Annotated in this window: 18 protein-coding genes; 15 read left to right on the top strand and 3 right to left on the bottom strand. The window is 30.6% G+C overall.

Features of this window, described 5'->3' with window-relative positions; all coding sequences use genetic code 11:
* The first annotated feature begins 8 nt into the window (after positions 1-8).
* Genes ACTTAY_RS00705 through ACTTAY_RS00690 form a run of 4 tightly spaced genes read left to right on the top strand, consistent with a single transcriptional unit; the run spans position 9 to position 5786 of the window.
* Entirely contained in the window at positions 9-2441 is a 2433-nt protein-coding gene (locus ACTTAY_RS00705) for a GcvT family protein (protein ID WP_440671997.1), read from the top strand.
* On the top strand, positions 2441-3190 hold the full coding sequence (locus ACTTAY_RS00700; RefSeq protein ID WP_440656905.1) for an electron transfer flavoprotein subunit beta/FixA family protein: 750 nt from the start codon (positions 2441-2443) through the stop codon (positions 3188-3190). The genes ACTTAY_RS00705 and ACTTAY_RS00700 overlap by 1 nt, the downstream gene beginning before the upstream one ends.
* Positions 3190-4143: an electron transfer flavoprotein subunit alpha/FixB family protein gene (locus ACTTAY_RS00695; protein WP_440671996.1), complete on the top strand. Its 954-nt coding sequence runs from the start codon at positions 3190-3192 to the stop codon at positions 4141-4143. The genes ACTTAY_RS00700 and ACTTAY_RS00695 overlap by 1 nt, the downstream gene beginning before the upstream one ends.
* Positions 4144-4166: 23 nt before the next feature.
* Positions 4167-5786, top strand: coding sequence for an electron transfer flavoprotein-ubiquinone oxidoreductase (locus ACTTAY_RS00690; RefSeq protein ID WP_075506138.1), 1620 nt, complete (start codon positions 4167-4169; stop codon positions 5784-5786).
* A 1-nt stretch (position 5787) separates the two neighbouring features.
* Here the strand turns inward: ACTTAY_RS00690 and ACTTAY_RS00685 are convergent, their stop codons facing one another.
* Both ACTTAY_RS00685 and hisI read right to left on the bottom strand, forming a co-directional pair.
* On the bottom strand, positions 5788-6162 hold the full coding sequence (locus ACTTAY_RS00685) for a DUF2237 family protein (protein WP_072090395.1): 375 nt from the start codon (positions 6160-6162) through the stop codon (positions 5788-5790).
* A complete protein-coding gene (gene hisI, locus ACTTAY_RS00680; protein ID WP_075506137.1) occupies positions 6162-6629 on the bottom strand; it encodes a phosphoribosyl-AMP cyclohydrolase in 468 nt (155 codons plus the stop codon). Before hisI ends, ACTTAY_RS00685 begins: the two co-directional genes overlap by 1 nt.
* A 76-nt stretch (positions 6630-6705) precedes the next feature.
* Between hisI and folE the strand changes: the two genes are divergently transcribed.
* The 11 genes from folE (at position 6706) to ACTTAY_RS00625 (ending at position 15928) form a co-directional block, all read left to right on the top strand.
* Entirely contained in the window at positions 6706-7326 is a 621-nt protein-coding gene (folE, locus tag ACTTAY_RS00675) for a GTP cyclohydrolase I FolE (protein ID WP_440671995.1), read from the top strand.
* A gap of 1 nt (position 7327) precedes the next feature.
* Positions 7328-8329 carry an MDR family oxidoreductase gene (locus ACTTAY_RS00670; RefSeq protein ID WP_440671994.1) on the top strand — a complete coding sequence of 334 codons (1002 nt, stop codon included), beginning with the start codon at positions 7328-7330 and terminating at the stop codon, positions 8327-8329.
* Positions 8329-9216 carry a LysR family transcriptional regulator gene (locus tag ACTTAY_RS00665; RefSeq protein ID WP_075506134.1) on the top strand — a complete coding sequence of 296 codons (888 nt, stop codon included), beginning with the start codon at positions 8329-8331 and terminating at the stop codon, positions 9214-9216. The genes ACTTAY_RS00670 and ACTTAY_RS00665 overlap by 1 nt, the downstream gene beginning before the upstream one ends.
* Before the next feature lie 103 nt (positions 9217-9319).
* Positions 9320-10342, top strand: coding sequence for an extracellular solute-binding protein (locus ACTTAY_RS00660; RefSeq protein ID WP_440671993.1), 1023 nt, complete (start codon positions 9320-9322; stop codon positions 10340-10342).
* Positions 10343-11953: an ABC transporter permease gene (locus tag ACTTAY_RS00655; protein WP_440671992.1), complete on the top strand. Its 1611-nt coding sequence runs from the start codon at positions 10343-10345 to the stop codon at positions 11951-11953. It begins immediately after the preceding gene.
* A 2-nt stretch (positions 11954-11955) separates the two neighbouring features.
* Positions 11956-13014 carry an ABC transporter ATP-binding protein gene (locus ACTTAY_RS00650; RefSeq protein ID WP_428079810.1) on the top strand — a complete coding sequence of 353 codons (1059 nt, stop codon included), beginning with the start codon at positions 11956-11958 and terminating at the stop codon, positions 13012-13014.
* A 14-nt stretch (positions 13015-13028) separates the two neighbouring features.
* Entirely contained in the window at positions 13029-13715 is a 687-nt protein-coding gene (locus ACTTAY_RS00645; RefSeq protein WP_440671991.1) for an AzlC family ABC transporter permease, read from the top strand.
* A 1-nt stretch (position 13716) separates the two neighbouring features.
* Positions 13717-14025 carry an AzlD domain-containing protein gene (locus ACTTAY_RS00640; protein ID WP_440671990.1) on the top strand — a complete coding sequence of 103 codons (309 nt, stop codon included), beginning with the start codon at positions 13717-13719 and terminating at the stop codon, positions 14023-14025.
* A 1-nt stretch (position 14026) separates the two neighbouring features.
* Positions 14027-15043, top strand: coding sequence for an MBL fold metallo-hydrolase (locus ACTTAY_RS00635; protein WP_440671989.1), 1017 nt, complete (start codon positions 14027-14029; stop codon positions 15041-15043).
* A gap of 4 nt (positions 15044-15047) precedes the next feature.
* Complete coding sequence (locus ACTTAY_RS00630) at positions 15048-15488, top strand: c-type cytochrome (RefSeq protein ID WP_440671988.1); 441 nt, start codon at positions 15048-15050, stop codon at positions 15486-15488.
* On the top strand, positions 15488-15928 hold the full coding sequence (locus tag ACTTAY_RS00625) for a DUF4396 domain-containing protein (RefSeq protein WP_440671987.1): 441 nt from the start codon (positions 15488-15490) through the stop codon (positions 15926-15928). Before ACTTAY_RS00630 ends, ACTTAY_RS00625 begins: the two co-directional genes overlap by 1 nt.
* Here the strand turns inward: ACTTAY_RS00625 and ACTTAY_RS00620 are convergent.
* Positions 15915-17207, bottom strand: coding sequence for an MATE family efflux transporter (locus ACTTAY_RS00620; RefSeq protein ID WP_440671986.1), 1293 nt, complete (start codon positions 17205-17207; stop codon positions 15915-15917). The genes ACTTAY_RS00625 and ACTTAY_RS00620 overlap by 14 nt on opposite strands.
* Position 17208 lies beyond the last annotated feature (1 nt).

Genomic DNA, 17208 nt, shown 5'->3' with positions numbered 1-17208 from the left:
ATCACGAAATGAAAACAAAAACTAAAGTCGTAGTAGTTGGTGGTGGAGTGGTTGGTGTCAGTGCTCTTTATCATTTAGCAAAAAAAGGTTGGTCTGATGTAGTCCTTGTTGAGAGAAAAGAATTAACCTCAGGTTCAACTTGGCATGCAGCAGGTTTATTGCCGTTATTTAATATGAGTTACTCTGTAGGTCAGCTACATAAGTATGCAGTAAATCTATATAAAACTTTAGAAGAAGAAACTGGAAAAAATGTTGGCTTTAGTGTTGTTTCAAATATTCGTTTAGCAAGTACTAAAGATAGAATGGATGAGTACCATCAGTACGCAGGTGTCGCTCGAACGATTGGAGTAGATGTAAAATTTTTAACTCCACAACAGGTAAAAGAAATTTGGCCTCTATGTCATACAGATGATTTAGTTGGAGCAATTCAACACCCAGAAGATGGATACATCCAACCAGCAGATTTAACACAAGCTTTAGCTACCGGTGCAAGAAATAGGGGAGCAGAGATTTATAGAAACACAACTGTTCTATCAATGAGACAAACAAAAGATGGATGGATTGTTGAAACAGATAAAGGATCAATAGAGTGTGAACATGTAATTTCTTGTTCTGGAAATTTTGCAAGACAAACTGGTGAAATGGTTGGATTAGATATCCCAGTTATTCCTGTTGAACATCAATATATCGTGACTGAACCTCATCCTTTAATTCAACAAAGAAAAAAAGACGGTTTACCAGAAATGGGAGTTTTAAGAGATAGCGATAGTAGATGGTATATGAGAGAAGAAGCGGGTGGATTAATTTTAGGACCTTATGAAGACGGTGCACCAGCATGTTATGTAGAAGGACCATCAAAGAATTCTGAATACGAATTATTTCAAGAAGATTTAGATAGATTAGCTCCACATATTGAAGGAGCAATACATAGAGTTCCAGCTTTTGGAGAAGTTGGAGTTAAGAAAGTTTATAATGGAGCAATTTGTTATACACCTGATGGAAATCCAATTGTTGGACCTGCCTGGGGACTTAAGAATTTTTGGATTAATGAAGGTCACAGTTTTGGAATAACTGCAGCAGGTGGTGCTGGTTGGCAACTTGCTGAATGGATTGTTGATGGTGAGCCAACAATTGATATGTTGGGTGTTGAGCCAAGACGATATGGAAACTATGCAACAAAATCTTATTTAAAGGCTAAAAATGAAGAAGCTTATAGCCATGTATTTATAGTTCACTATCCAGACGAAGAAAGACCTGCAGCAAGACCTTTAAGAACAGCTCCATGTTATGAAAGAATGAAAAATTTAGGAGCAGTTTTTGGACAAAAATTTGGATGGGAAAGACCTAATTTTTTTGCAACAGATGGGATGGAACAAAAAGATGATTGGTCGTTTAGAAGATCAAAATGGTTTGATGCAATTAAAAAGGAATGTCAAAACGTAAAAGAAAATGTTGGTCTTTTAGATATGACTGCTTTTGCAAAATGCAGAATAAGAGGACCTAAAGCAGAGGAATTTTTAGATTATTTAGTTGCAAACAAACTTCCAAAAAAAATTGGAAGAATAAATCTATGCCACGCATTAAATACCAAAGGTGGTGTGCATTCAGAATTTACAATTATGAAAGAAGCTGAAAATAGTTACTATTTAGTATCAGCTGGAGCAAATTTAAGATTAGATCATGATTGGATCCAAAAATGGATGCCAGATGATGGATCTGTAATTTTTGAAGATTTAACAAATAGCACAGGTGTATTGGTAGTTGCTGGCCCTAAAGCAAGACAACTAATGCAAAAAGTTTCAACAGATGATTTTTCTAATGAAAACTTTAAATGGCTTACAGCAAAAAATGTAAATATAGGATATGCACCAGTTAATGCCATGAGAGTAAATTTTGTTGGTGAACTTGGATGGGAACTTCATCATCCAATCGAGTATCAAAATCATATTTTTGATAAATTAATGGAAGCTGGTAAAGATTTAGGAATTAAACCATTCGGTATCAGAGCAATGAATAGTTTAAGAGTTGAAAAATCTTACAAGTTGGTTGGAACAGAATTGTCGATTGAATATTCTCCATACGAATCTGGACTAGATAGATTTATTCATCCAAATAAAGGAAACTTTATTGGTTTAGAGGCACTTAATAAATGGAGAGAAAAAGGTTTTGATAACAAATTAGTAACTTTAGAAGTTCACAATACTAAAGATGCAGATGTTCTAGGAAATAATCCTATATTTAAAGACGGTAAAGTTGTTGGAAGAGCAACAGGCGGCGAGTTTGGATTTAGATTAGATAAATCAATTGCTCTTGCAATGGTAAAACCTGATTGTTCTAATGTGGGTGACAAATTACAAGTTGATATATTGGGTGAAATGTATGACGCTACCGTTTTAGATGAAAGTCCATACGATTCAGAAAATAATTTGTTGAGAGCTTAATGAAAATCTTAGTAGCAGTAAAAAGAGTTATTGATTACAACGTTCAAATCAGAGTCAAAGAGGATGGCACTGGTGTAGTTACAGACAATGTAAAAATGTCAACCAATCCACCAGATGATAATGCAATCGAAGAGGCAGTAAAAATTAAAGAAGCAGGAAAGGCAACTGAAGTGGTTGCAATAACTGTAGGTGAAGAAAAAGCTCAAGAAACTGTTAGAAAGGCTTTAGCAGTTGGTGCAGATAGAGGAATTCATGTGAAAGCAGATGGAATACTAGAGCCATTAGCTGTTTCAAAAATTTTACAAAAAGTTGTTGAAAAAGAAAAACCAGATTTAGTTTTTATGGGAAAACAAGCAATTGATGATGATTGTAATCAAACAGGTCAAATGTTGAGCGCATTATTAAATTGGCCACAAGCAACTTTTGCATCAAAGATTGATGTAAAAGAAAATAAACTAGAAGTTACTAGAGAAATTGATGAGGGACTTGAAACAATTGAAATAAATGTTCCTGCTATTGTAACTTGTGATTTAAGATTAAATGAACCAAGATACGCTTCTCTTCCAAACATTATGAAGGCAAAGAAAAAACCAATTGAAGAAATTTCTGCATCTGATCTAGGTATTGATACTTCTCCAAGAGTAGAGCAAATTAAAGTAGAAGAGCCACCAAAAAGAAAAGCGGGCATTAAAGTGGCTAATGTAGCAGAATTAGTTCAAAAATTAAAAAATGAGGCAAAGGTAATATAATGGCAGTTTTACTTATAGCAGAGCATAATAATAAAGAGTTAAGACCATTTACATTAAATGCGGCTACAGCTGCTTCACAAATTGATAGTGAAGTTCATGCTGTGATAATTGGAAATGATAGTGCAGAGGCATCAAAACAATTATCAGAACTTCCAGTAATTAAAAAAGTATTAAGCGTTGAAGCACCACACTATGAAAATTTTACAGCAGAAAATTTTGCTCCAGTTGTGGTTAAGTTAGCAGAAAATTATTCCCATATTATTTGTTCAGCAAATACATTTGGTAAAAATTTAATGCCAAGGATTGCAGCTCATCTTGATACTTCACAAGTTAGCGACATTATAAAAGTATTATCATCTGATACTTTTGTTAGACCAATTTATGCCGGAAATGCTTTTGCAACAGTCAAAAGTAATGATGCTAAAAAATGTGTTACAATAAGACCTACTTCATTTGATCCTTGTGAAAGTTCAGGGGGTTCAGCGCCAATTGAGAAAATTGATGCTGCTGAGGAATTTTCAAATACAAAATTTATAAAAAGAGAAGAAATTAAATCTGACAGACCTGAGCTTGGAACTGCAAGAATTGTTGTATCAGGTGGAAGAGGAATGCAAAGTGGAGATAACTTTAAATTAATTACAGAGATTGCTGACAAACTAGGTGCAGCAATTGGAGCATCGAGAGCAGCAGTTGATGCAGGTTATATAAGTAATGATCACCAAGTTGGACAAACCGGAAAAGTTGTTGTGCCAGATTTATACATAGCTGTTGGAATATCAGGAGCAATTCAGCATTTAGCAGGCATGAAAGAAAGTAAAGTTATAGTTGCAATTAATAAAGATGGTGAGGCCCCAATTTTTAGCGTTGCTGATTATGGTCTTGAAGCAGATCTCTTTGAAGCTTTGCCTCAGTTCATGGAAGAGCTGAACAAATTAAACACTATACAAAAATAATCCTTACAGTTAAAAATTAGATTATGTCTAGAGAATCTATGGAATATGATGTTGTAATCATTGGTGGTGGCCCATCAGGATTAGCGACTGCAATTAAATTAAAACAATTAGATTCAAATTTGAATGTTTGTTTGCTTGAAAAAGCTTCAGAAATAGGAGCTCATATTTTGAGTGGGAATGTTTTTGAAACAAGAGCTCTAGATGAGTTATTACCTAATTGGAGAGAACTTAACTCGCCAATTAAAACAAAAGTAACAAAAGAAAAATTTTTATTTTTAGGAAAAACAAAATCTTTAAGTTGGCCAACTTGGCTTTTGCCAGCAGTTCAACAAAATCATAAAAATTATATTATTAGTTTAGCTAACTTATGTAGATGGTTAGCTGAACAAGCAGAAGCTTTGGGTGTAGAAATTTTTCCAGGTTTCCCAGCAAGTGAAATTTTATATAACGATGACGGTTCTGTTAAAGGAGTAGCTACCCAAGATATGGGTATAGATAAAGAGGGCAACAAAAAAGATAGTTTTGAACCAGGCATTGAGCTTTTAGGAAAAGTAACAGTATTTGCTGAAGGTTGCAGAGGTCATCTAGGAAAACAATTAATTCAAAAATTTGAACTGAGTAAAGGAAAAGATCCCCAGCAATATGGAATTGGTTTTAAGGAAATTTGGGAAATAGAGGAAAAAAATCATGAAGAAGGACTAGTAATGCATACAGCTGGATGGCCACTTGATAACAATACTTACGGTGGAAGCTTTATGTATCACGCTGAAAATAAACAAGTGTTTTTAGGCTATGTAATAGGATTGGATTACAAAAATCCACATTTATCTCCATATGATGAATTTCAAAGATTTAAAACTCATCCAGCAATTAAAAAAATAATAGAGGGAGGAAAAAGAATTTCATATGGCGCAAGAGCATTAATTGAGGGAGGATTTCAAAGTTTACCTAAAATGTTTATGCCAGGTGCATTATTAGTAGGATGTGATGCCGGTACATTAAATATGCCTAAAATTAAAGGCTCTCATACCGCAATGAAAAGTGGAATGATAGCAGCTGAAACTATTAATGAACACTTAAAAGAAAATAAAGATTTATCTAATTATGAAGATAAATTTAAAAAAAGTTGGTTATATAAAGAATTATTTGAGGCTCGAAATGTAAAACCTAGTTTTAGTTGGGGACTAATTTTGGGGATTATCTTTACAGGTATTGATCAAATTTTGTTCAGAGGAAAACTTCCGTTCACTCTTAAACATAAACATGCAGATCATGAAACATTAAAACCTGCAAGTCAAATGCCCAAAATTGATTATCCAAAGTACGATAATGTAATAACTTTTGATAAAACTAGTTCAGTTTATCTTACAGGAACTAACCATGCTGACAATCAACCTGTCCACTTACAACTTAAAGATCCTGATTTACCAATCAAATACACTTTAGAAAAATTTGATGAACCTGCACAAAGATATTGTCCTGCTGGAGTATACGAAGTGCAGAAAGAAAATGATGTTAATAAGTTTGTAATTAATTCGCAAAATTGTATTCACTGTAAAACTTGCGATATTAAAGAACCTTCACAAAACATAAATTGGGTGACACCAGAAGGTGGTGGTGGACCAAGATATGGAAATATGTAAATTAGGACAAATCTATTGCAAACTTTTTTAAAGTTTCAATAGGTACATATTTAAGAGTGTTTTCGTGGGTTCTTTTTAGAAATATTGGACATCCTTTACCAGCTTCAACTGCTCTTGCATACCAACTAGCACACAAACACCATCCATCTCCATCTTTTAAACCTGGAAACCCAAATTCAGGATGTGGAGTAATTAAATCGTTACCTGCTTCTTTCATCCACTCTAAGCATTCGGTAGTAACTTTAGCACAAACTGTATGAAGTCCATGGTCATTCTCGTCAGTGTTACAACAACCATCACGAAACCAACCTGTTAATGGATCATTGGAGCATTCTTCTAGATCTTCGCCTAGAACATTTTTTTGTTTTTCACTCATTAAATCTTAGTAGGATTTGGTTGTCCTTTATAAACTTCTTCAGGATCAAATTTTTTTTCTTTTTCAAGAAATTCCATTTCTACTTTACGTCCATTATCAATTGGTCCCATAGGAATAGATCTATAAAAGCATGATCTGTATCCAACATGGCAACTAGCACCGTCTCCTATATCAACTGTTAACCAAATTGAGTCTTGATCATCATCAATTCTGATTTCAGTTACTTTTTGAGTAAAGCCACTTGTTTTACCTTTGTGCCAGATTGCTTTTCTAGATCTACTAAAGTAGTGAGCTTCTTTGGTTTCAATTGTTTTTTTTAATGCTTCAACATTCATATAGCCGTGCATTAAAATATCTTTGGTTTTTGAACACATTGTAATGACAGGTATTAAGCCATCATTATCAAATTTTGGTGAAAGAAGATTTCCTTCCTCGATATCGTAGATATTTTCTCTTTTTTTGAACATAGAATGTGATTATGTAGCACATATCTAGATATAATAAATATTTTAAAATTAGGTAATTACTGTATAAAAAGGCGCTATGAAATTAGTAAAAGACACTGATAGCAAGTTAAATGAAAATAAGCAAATTTCAGACAAAGATGCTGAAGAAGCTTTTAAAACAATTTTAACATGGATGGGTGAAGACCCAAATAGAGAAGGTTTATTAGAAACTCCAAAAAGAGTTGTTAAAGCATTTAAAGAATATTTTAAAGGTTACAAAGAAGATCCAGATAAAATTTTGGATAAAACTTTTGGTGATGTAGAGGGATATGATGACATGGTTGTTCAAAAAAATATTTCTGTGCAAAGTCATTGCGAACATCATATGGCACCAATTATTGGAAAAGCTCATGTTGCTTATATTCCGAAAGAAAGAGTTGTAGGCTTAAGTAAACTCGCAAGAGTAGTTGAGGTATTTTCTAAAAGACTTCAAACTCAAGAAAGACTTACAATGCAAATTGCAAATACTTTAATGGAATCATTAGATGCAAAAGGTGTTGCAGTAACAATTGATTCAACTCATCAGTGTATGACTATGAGAGGAATTAAAAAAGAACAAGCAACTACGGTAACAAATTATTATTTAGGTCAATTTAAAGAAGATTTAAGTTTTCAAAATAGATATTTACGATTTATTAGCACTACGCTAAAAGATTAAAGTGTCTGATCAATTCAAAGCAATAGTTCTTAATCAAGAAGGTGAAAATTTTTCTAGAGAAGTAAAATCTTTAGATAGAAGTTTTTTAAAACATGGGGATGTAACTGTTCAGGTAGAATATTCTGATTTAAATTTTAAAGATGGAATGATTCTAAAGAATGGTGGAAGACTAGTAAAAGAGTATCCGCACATACCAGGAATAGATTTTTCAGGAAAAGTAATTGAAAGTGAAAATTCAAAATTTAAATCAGGTGATGAAGTAATATTAACTGGTTTTAGAGTTGGAGAAGTATTTTTTGGTGGTTATTCTCAGATAGCAAAAGTCAATGCAGATTTTTTGGTGAAAAAACCTGAAGACTTAAGCAGTAAGCAGGCAATGATTTTAGGTACTGCAGGCTTAACTTCTTTAATGAGTGCTTTTGCAATTCAAGCAAGAGAAAGTATTTTGCTTGGAGAAAAAGTTAATGATGTTTTGGTAACAGGGGCAACGGGAGGAGTTGGAAGTGTTGCAATAATGGTTTTAACAAAATTAGGATACAATGTAACTGCAGTATCTGGAAAAGAGAGTAAGTCAGATTATTTAAAATCTTTAGGAGCAAAAAACATTATAAATAGAGCTGAATTTGATAAAGATCCAAGACCAATAGATAAAGGGTTGTGGGATGGAGTAGTAGACACTGTCGGAGGAAAAATTTTAGCAAACGCAATTGCACAAACAAAGCCTAATGGAATTATAGCAGTATGTGGAAATGCAAATAGCAATGAACTTAACACAAATTTACTTCCATTTATGTTAAGAGGAATTAAGGTTTGGGGAATGGATTCTGCAAATTGCAGTATAAAAAGAAGAGAATTTATGTGGGGTGAAGCCTCAAAATTAATTGATTTTGAATTGCTTGAAAAATCAGTTTTAACAGTGGGTTTAGAGGAGCTAATTGAAACTTATCCTAAAATTTTAAAAGGTGAAATTTCTGGAAGAGTATTAGTGGATGTAAATAAATAATGGATTGGGATAAATTAAAAATTTTTCATGCAGTCGCAGAAGCTGGAAGTTTTACAAATGCTACTGTAAATTTAAATCTTAGCCAATCTGCAATCAGTAGACAGATACAGTCACTAGAGCAAGATTTGAAAGTACAACTATTTGAAAGACATGCAAGAGGATTAACTCTTACAGAAAATGGCGAGTATGTTTTTAAAACTGCACACGAAGTAATAAGCAAGTTAAAAGAAGTCGAAACATCTCTAGGTGATCAAAAAAATAAACCAACAGGAAAATTAACTATAACAACAGTAAGAAGTTTTGGTACTCACTGGTTAACGCCTAGAATTCAAGAATTTATGAGACTTAATCCAGAGATTGAAATTGAATTAGTATTTGATGATAAAGAACTAGATTTAAGCACAAGACAGGCTGATATTGGAATTTTCATGAGAAGACCAAAACAGCTTAACTATATTCAAAAAAAGCTAGTTGATATTAAATATTATATTTATGGATCAAATAAGTACTTAGAAAAAAATGGAATGCCAAAGACAATAAATGATCTAAATAAACATAAATTTATTTCGTTTGGAAAAGGAGCACCTTCTCCAGTTTATAATCCAGATTGGGCATTAAAAATTGGAATGCATGATGGTAAAAAAAGAAAATCAATCATGAAGGTAAATAGTGTAATGGGGCTTTTGTTAGCAGTAGAGTCAGGGGTAGGATTGGCTGCACTTCCTGAATATTTGGTAACAAATTCGAACAACGTAATTAAAGTACTTCCGAAAGTAGAAGGGCCTATAACAGAAGCACACTTTGTTTATCCTCAGTCATTAAAAAATACTGCTAGAGTTCAAGCATTTAGAAATTTCTTATTCAGCAAGATTGGTGATTGGAAATAAATTTCCCTTATTTTTTCTAAATTTAACTAATTTTCTTGCATAATTTCATAAATTATGCGATTGATAATCATTCTCATTGAGAATAATTCTCATTCGCAAAATTATGATTAAAAAATTAAATTTATTTACAATAATTTTTATATTTATTGCAAAATTCTCTTATGCGGCTGAGGTAAATGTTTTTAGCGCAAGGCATTATGATTCTGACTTACAATTATATGAGCAGTTTACTGCTAAAACTGGAATTAAAGTAAATGTTGTTTCTGGAAAAGACAAAGCACTTGAAAAAAGGATAATTGAGGAAGCAGAGAGCTCCAAAGCAGATTTGTATATAACGTCAGACGCAGGAAGATTGGGTGATTTAGACTCTAAAGGTTTTTTTCAAAACTCAATGACACCAGCTATTGAATTAGCAGTACCTTCAAACTTTAGGTCACAAAATTGGACAGGAATTTCAAAGAGAGCAAGAATTTTTTATTATGATCCAAATAAAATCAGTTTGGAAGATTTAAATGGAATTAAATATGAAGATTTAGCTGATAAAAAATGGAAAGGAAAAATTGTTATAAGAAAATCAAACAATATATACAACCAATCCCTCGTAGCATCTTTGATAAAAAATAATGGAAAAGATCAAACACAACTATGGGCTAAAAATTTAGTTTCAAATTTTGCAAGAAAACCTAAAGGAAATGATAGAGCACAAATTTTAGCTGTTGCAGCAGGAGAGGCTGAACTAGCTATAGCAAACACATATTATTATGCATTAATGTTATCAGGCCAAAAAGGAGAGGATCAAAAAAAAGCTGCTTTAAAAGTATTACCTTTTTTCCCAAATCAAAATGATAGAGGAGCACACATGAATGTAAGTGGTGGTGGCATCCTAAAAAACTCTCCCAACCCTCAGAATGCCAAAAAATTATTAGAGTTTCTTTTAACAAAAGAAGCACAAGAGCACATTGTAAATAATACATTTGAATATCCAATGCTAGAAAGTGTTAAGCCTCATCCAATAGTTCAAAAAATGGGAATGAATTTTAAACAAGATTTAACAACTAAAGTAGATGATTATCAAAAAAACCAAGCTGATGCCTTAGAGATAATGTTGAAAGCTGGCTGGAAATAAATGAGTCATAAAATTAATATTTGGTTTTTAACTTCCTTATTTATTTCTATAATTGTTGCTATACCAATCGTAACTGTATTTAGTAGTTTTTTTAAACCAACGGGAGAATATTTTTCAATAATAAAAGACACTTTCTTATTTGAATATATTTTTAATTCATTATTTCTTTTATTGGGAGTAATCTTGGTTACATTGGTAATTGGAGTTGGTTGTGCATACTTAGTTTCATTTTATGATTTTCCAGGGGTAAGTTTCTTTAAATGGGCATTAATATTATCATTTGCTGTTCCAGCTTATATATACGCGTATTCACTCACTGCTTTTTTTGAAAATTATGGAACAGCTTTTTCAATTTTAGAAAATTTATTTGGAGATGGTAATTTTAACGAAATTATTCCTAAATTTGATGGAATGTTGGGTGCTATAATTTCAATTTCCTTCTCTTTATTTGGCTATGTTTATGTTTTAACAAGAGCTTCATTTCAGTATCAATCTCAAAATTTAATTGAATTAGGTAAAAACCTTGGATTTTCAGACAAAAAAACGTTTTTTAATATTATTTTACCTTCAGCAAGACCAGCAATTATTGCAGGTTTGTCTTTAGTTGCAATGGAAACTCTATCTGATTTTGGAGCTGTATCATTTTTTGGAATATCAACTTTAACCACGGGTATTTATGATGCATGGATTTCTTTTGATGATCTGGCTCTAGCGAATAGAATATCATTTTTTCTTTTAATATTTATTTTTGGATTATTTTTTTTAGAAAATTTTTCTAGAAAAAAAGCACAATATCATTCCCCAGCTAAAGGAAATTTTAAAAGAAAAACTTTAAAAAAATTAAATGGAAATAAATCTTTAATAGCAATAATTTTTTGCTCATTAATATTTTTTTTAAGCTTTTTATTTCCAGTGTTACAAATGTTTTATTGGACAATAAAATTTCCAAAACATTTTATAGATTTAAATATTGCTGAATTACTTTCAAATACCCTAATACTAGTTTTTTTATCTGGATTTCTTTTAATTTTTCTATCTTTTGTTTCAAATTATGGAAATAGAATTAGCAAGAATAAGTTTTTAAATGCTCTAACAACATTTTCAATTACTGGTTATGCTGTACCAGGTATAATTTTAGCTGTAGCTTTCATTACATTCATATCTTGGTTTGATAAAAATATAATTTATTTTTTTGAAATAAAACCTATTTTTATTGGATCAATATTAGGATTAGTCATTGTTTATTTTGTAAGATTTTATTCTTTAGCTAATAATGGAATTAAATCTGGATATTTAAAGATAAATTATTCAATAGATGAAAGTGCATATCTATTAGGTTATTCAAAATTGAAAACATTTTTAAATATTCATGTTCCTTATCTTAAAAATTCTGTATTATTAATTGGCATATTGTTATCTATAGAAATAATAAAAGAATTACCAATGACACTGATTATGAGACCATTTAATTTTGAAACATTTGCTACTCAAGCGCATATATTTGCATCTCAAGATTTATTAGAAGCTGCTGCAGCACCTTCTATAATTTTAATTGTTATTGCAAGCGTTTTTATTTTAATTACATCGAAGTATATGGTTAGGGATAATTAAATATGAAGAATAATTTTTTAGAAATTGAAAACGTTACTTTTGCGGCAAGCTCTAAAAATAAAGTAACCAATGTTTCATTTAATATTGAAAATGAAGGTGACGTAGTTTGTCTACTTGGTCCTTCAGGAATTGGGAAAACTACAATTTTAAGAACTATTGCTGGACTTGAAAAGATTCAATCAGGTAAAATTATTTTAAAAAATAAAATTATTTCATCCAAGGATTACCACACTGAGCCTGAAGATAGAAATATATCTTTAGCGTTTCAAGATAACTCTCTATTTCCTCATTATAATGTATTGGAAAATATTAATTTTGGTGCTGAGAGAAATAAAAAGAAGAAAAAAGGTTTAAATTTAAAAGAAATTGTTAAATTTCTTCATTTAGAAAAAATTTTAGATAAATATCCTCATGAAATTAGTTCTGGTGAAGCGCAAAGAGCCTCTTTAGCCAGATCTTTGCTTTCAAATCCAGACTTATTGTTATTAGATGAACCATTATCGAATATTGATCAAAGTTTTAAGGAGGAAATACAAGTAAAATTAAAGCAAATTTTAAAAGATTTAAAAATTACAACAATAATTGTTACGCACGATTCTTATGAAGCTTTTTATCTGGGTAATAAATGTGGAATTATTTTAGATGGTGAACTCAAACAATTTGATGATCCTTATAATGTATATCACTTCCCAAGCTCCATTGATGTAGTCAACTTTTTAAATAGAGGTATTCTAATTCCGGCAAAAGTTACAGATGAAAATACTTTAGAAAATGAAGATTTAGGAACTATTAAAGGCAATTTTACTAAACATTACCCAAAGGGTTCTAAAGTTCAATTATTGTTACAGCCAGAAGACCTTGAACATGATGATAAAAGTAATTTAAAATTAGAAGTGGTAGATAGAAAATTTAGAGGAACTAATTTTATTTATACTTTAAAGACAAATAGTGATTTATTAATCCCTGTTTTTGTTCACTCACATCATGTTCATCAACATGAAATTGATGAAAAATTTGGAATTAAACGTCCAATTAACATTGATCACATAGTTTGTTTTTAATAGAACCAAATTAAATGCTTACTAAAAAACAATTATTTACCCGAGGAATGATAGATATTTCTCCTCATATGTTGTCTGTAGTTCCATTTGGAATAATTTGTGGGGCTATCGGTGTTGAATTAGGATTTGACCCATTATTAGTTTACGCAATGTCTATAATAATTTTTGGCGGTGCGTCACAAATTGTTTTTTTACAATTATTATCAGGTGGTGCATCTGGATTAGTGGCAGCAACATCTGTTGGTGTTATTAATTCAAGACATCTTTTGTATGGAGCAGTTTTATCAGAGTACTTAGAAAAATTATCATTAATAAAAAAATTATTAATTTCATATATCATAGTTGATCAAGGATTTGCTGAGTCTAATAAATTTTTTAAAAAAAATAAATCAGAGCAGTACTTACATTATCATTTGATTGGTACAGGCTGTACAATGTGGGTTTGTTGGCAAATTGCTACATTGTCAGGAATCATTTTAGGTTCATTTGTACCAGAGGAACTTGGATTAAAATTTGCAATACCACTTACGTTTATAGCTATCGTAATACAAGATTTAAAAAAAATTGATCACCTAATTGTAATGATTGTGTGTGGGTTGAGTTCATTATTATTTTATGATGCTCCATTTAGATCCTATATAATTATTTCACCTATACTTGCTTTGTTTGTTGCAGCTTTAATATTGAGGTTAAAAAAATAAAATGACTTGGTTGTCAATTATTGTTGCAGGAATATTAACTTACTTCACTAGAATGACGATGGTAGCTTTAGTGAGTAGAGACATGTTGGGAGATAAAATAAAAGCTGTATTAGCTTATGTTCCATCAGCAGTGTTTCCTGCAATAATATTTCCAGGAATTTTTATTAATGATTATGGTGAATTCATTGAAATGGATGACCCTAAAATATTTGCTGCAATTGTTGCTGTAATTGTTGGTTATTTTTCAAGAAATATAATCGCAACTATTTTGTCTGGTTTAATTTCTTATTGGTTTTTGATATTTATATAAAATGATTTTTAGACAGATATTCGATAGTGTTTCTAGCACTTATACATATTTAATTGCATCCGGAAGAGGACGCGAAGCTTTAATAATTGATCCAGTATTAGAAAAAGTTGATCAGTATATTAATTTGTTAAATCAATTAGATTTAAAATTAGTAAAGGTGATAGATACCCATATTCACGCAGATCATATCTCTGGAATTGCCGAACTAAGAGATAAAACTAATTGTGTAACTGTTATGGGCAATAAAACACCTGCTGATGTAGTAGCAATGAGAGTATCAGATGAAGAGATAATCAAAATAGATGGAATCGATCTAAAAGCTTTATACACTCCGGGTCATACTTCTGAGAGCTTTAGTTTTTTGATGGGTGATAGAGTTTTTACAGGAGATACATTATTAATTAGAGGTACAGGTAGAACAGATTTTCAAAACGGTGATCCTAAAGACTCTTATAATTCAATATTTAACAAATTATTAAAACTACCTGATCAAACTCTAGTTTATCCAGCACATGATTATAAAGGAGAAATGGTAAGCACCATTTTAGAAGAGAGACAATTTAATCCAAGATTACAGGTAAAATCAGTTGAAGAGTATGTAGATATTATGAACAATTTAAATTTACCAGATCCCAAAATGATGGATGTTGCAGTTCCAAGTAATCTTAAGTTGGGCATTGATTTAAACCGTCAAAAAGTAAACAATGGAATTGAGCCAGAGGAGTTTAACAAGATTAAAAAAGAGGAGAACACAGTTCTGATAGATTTAAGAGAACAAAATGAAATAGATAAAGAAGGTAAACTAGATAACAGTAATATAGTCCCATTTCCTTCCATGCATGATTACATCGAGAAAAATAAAGATAGTTTAAAAAATAAAAAAATTCTTTTTTACTGTGCTCATGGACACAGATCTACTTTGGCAGTTCAGATTTCTAAATCATATAATTTTGTTAACTGCTTTCACTTAATTGGTGGTTTAGAAAAATGGAAAAAAAAAGGATTAGAAATTAATTAATATGATGAAAATAAATATTTTGAATCTTGTAAAAATAATTTTCCTATTATTGTTTTTTAATAACGTTTCACTTGCTCATAATCATTTTCCAATTACAACAGACTCTTCACTTATGATTAAAAGAGGAGAACTAGTTTATAACCAAAACTGTGTTTCATGTCATATGATAGATTTATCAGGAGCAAAAAATTGGAAAGATTTAGATGATGATGGACATAGAAAAGCACCTCCATTAAATGGTACTGGTCATACCTGGCATCATGACGATAAAACGTTGCATGCTATAATAAAGTATGGGTTGGCTAAATTGGTTAAAAATTATGAGGGAAAAATGATGGGTTTTGGAGATAAATTGTCAGATAAAGATATAGATAGCGTCTTAGCTTATATTAAATCTTACTGGCCACTTGATCTGTATGAATTTCAAATTAATATGAATAAGTAATGAGCGCAGTTGCAACATTGAATTGGTCATGTAAGCACACTTGGAGAAGAAGTGCAAAAAATACTGCATGGTGTTTATTAGGATGTGCGATTGGTGACTTTGGTACAATTTTGTATTTTCAATTGACTGGAATTCCGTGGCCTGTTTTTGCAATAATGACTTTAGCAATTATAAATGGACTAATTACAAGTATAATTTTAGAGACAATTATTTTACTTAAACAGAACTTTACTTTTAAAGATGCATTAAAAACCGCCTTTGGAATGAGTTTTATTTCTATGGTAAGCATGGAAGTTGCAATGAATTTAACAGATTATCTTCTAACTGGCGGAGCAATGTTAACGTGGTGGGTAGTGCCAATAATGCTTATTGTTGGTTTTTTAACTCCATGGCCTTATAATTATTGGAGATTAAAGAAATTTGGTATTAGTTGCCATTAAATCTTAAATAAATCCTGTTTAAATAAAAATATAAAGACAAAGCTCTCAAGATCATAAATATCGTTAACGATATCCATACCCCATCATTAGAAATGTAATTTGTGAGAACTAAAGAAATTAATAAATATAAAGAAACAGAAAAAAACATAGCATTTCTAATTTCTTTTGTTTGAGAGGCTCCAATAAAAATACCGTCAAATTGATAACAAAAAGATGCAAAAAAAGGCAAAATAATCATCCAAATTGAATAATCTAAACTTAAAGATCTTATTAAATCAATATCAGACATCATATAAATCACATTCTTATGAATAAAATAATAGACAATAGAAATACCTAAGCCTGTTACTGAACTTAAAATAAATGAATTTTTTACAATAGAACTAAATAAATTTTTATCTTTTTTGCCCAAAGAATAACCAATAATGCCTTCAGTTGAAAATGCATAAGCATCTAAAATAAATGCGGATAGAAAAACAAGATTAATTAAAATCGCGTTAGCAGCGATGTACTCTTCTCCAATTTTTGATCCGAGATATGTAAACCACAAAAAAGAAAAAGTAAGCAATATAGTTCGAATAAAAATATTAAAATTAATATCAAAAATATTTTTTAATTTATTTAGATCAACAATTTCCCTTATTATAAAATTAATTTTTGTAAGCTTGTTTAAATAAAAAAAAGTATAAATTAAAAATACAGTAGAGGTAATTATCCCAGAAAAAAGAGTTCCATAAGCAACACCTTTAATATTTAAATTGTATTGAGTTACGAGAATTATACTAAGTATAATATTTAATATTGAAAAAAAACCTACTGCAATACTTGAAATTTTTGTTTTTTGTAATCCAACAAAAAGACCTGTTATTATATAAAGAGTAAGTTCTCCAGGAGCTGAATAAATTCTAATTTTAAAATATTCTTTATAAAAAGTAGTAGTTTGTGAATTTAGATCAAATATTTGAAGACTTATCTTAAGAATCAAATTCTGAGCAAAAAATAAGACAATAGAAAGAATAATTACAAATAACAAATTTCTTAAAATAATATTTAGAATTTCTTTATAATTTTCTGCTCCATTTGCTTGAGAAACCATACCGACGGTCCCCATTCTTAAAAATCCAAAGCTCCAAAAAATCATTGAAAATAAATTTGCTGCAACAGAAGTTGCAGATAAATAGGAAACATTTCCTAAATTACCCATTAAAGATGTATCAATAATTGCAACTAATGGAATTGCAAGATTAGCAAAAAATATTGGAATAGATAATTTTAGAATA

The sequence above is a fragment of the Candidatus Pelagibacter sp. HIMB1715 genome (assembly GCF_052047595.1).
Lineage (GTDB): Bacteria > Pseudomonadota > Alphaproteobacteria > Pelagibacterales > Pelagibacteraceae > Pelagibacter.
This window is presented reverse-complemented; position numbering and strand designations above follow the sequence as displayed.

Bases quoted from the DNA above. Each gene is read 5' to 3' on its own strand.
- ACTTAY_RS00705 (WP_440671997.1), top strand. From the start codon at position 9: ATGAAAACAAAAACTAAAGTCGTAGTAGTTGGTGGTGGAGTGGTTGGT.
- ACTTAY_RS00700 (WP_440656905.1), top strand. From the start codon at position 2,441: ATGAAAATCTTAGTAGCAGTAAAAAGAGTTATTGATTACAACGTTCAA.
- ACTTAY_RS00695 (WP_440671996.1), top strand. From the start codon at position 3,190: ATGGCAGTTTTACTTATAGCAGAGCATAATAATAAAGAGTTAAGACCA.
- ACTTAY_RS00690 (WP_075506138.1), top strand. From the start codon at position 4,167: ATGTCTAGAGAATCTATGGAATATGATGTTGTAATCATTGGTGGTGGC.
- ACTTAY_RS00685 (WP_072090395.1), bottom strand. From the start codon at position 6,162: ATGAGTGAAAAACAAAAAAATGTTCTAGGCGAAGATCTAGAAGAATGC.
- hisI (WP_075506137.1), bottom strand. From the start codon at position 6,629: ATGTTCAAAAAAAGAGAAAATATCTACGATATCGAGGAAGGAAATCTT.
- folE (WP_440671995.1), top strand. From the start codon at position 6,706: ATGAAATTAGTAAAAGACACTGATAGCAAGTTAAATGAAAATAAGCAA.
- ACTTAY_RS00665 (WP_075506134.1), top strand. From the start codon at position 8,329: ATGGATTGGGATAAATTAAAAATTTTTCATGCAGTCGCAGAAGCTGGA.
- ACTTAY_RS00660 (WP_440671993.1), top strand. From the start codon at position 9,320: ATGATTAAAAAATTAAATTTATTTACAATAATTTTTATATTTATTGCA.
- ACTTAY_RS00655 (WP_440671992.1), top strand. From the start codon at position 10,343: ATGAGTCATAAAATTAATATTTGGTTTTTAACTTCCTTATTTATTTCT.
- ACTTAY_RS00650 (WP_428079810.1), top strand. From the start codon at position 11,956: ATGAAGAATAATTTTTTAGAAATTGAAAACGTTACTTTTGCGGCAAGC.
- ACTTAY_RS00645 (WP_440671991.1), top strand. From the start codon at position 13,029: ATGCTTACTAAAAAACAATTATTTACCCGAGGAATGATAGATATTTCT.
- ACTTAY_RS00640 (WP_440671990.1), top strand. From the start codon at position 13,717: ATGACTTGGTTGTCAATTATTGTTGCAGGAATATTAACTTACTTCACT.
- ACTTAY_RS00635 (WP_440671989.1), top strand. From the start codon at position 14,027: ATGATTTTTAGACAGATATTCGATAGTGTTTCTAGCACTTATACATAT.
- ACTTAY_RS00630 (WP_440671988.1), top strand. From the start codon at position 15,048: ATGAAAATAAATATTTTGAATCTTGTAAAAATAATTTTCCTATTATTG.
- ACTTAY_RS00625 (WP_440671987.1), top strand. From the start codon at position 15,488: ATGAGCGCAGTTGCAACATTGAATTGGTCATGTAAGCACACTTGGAGA.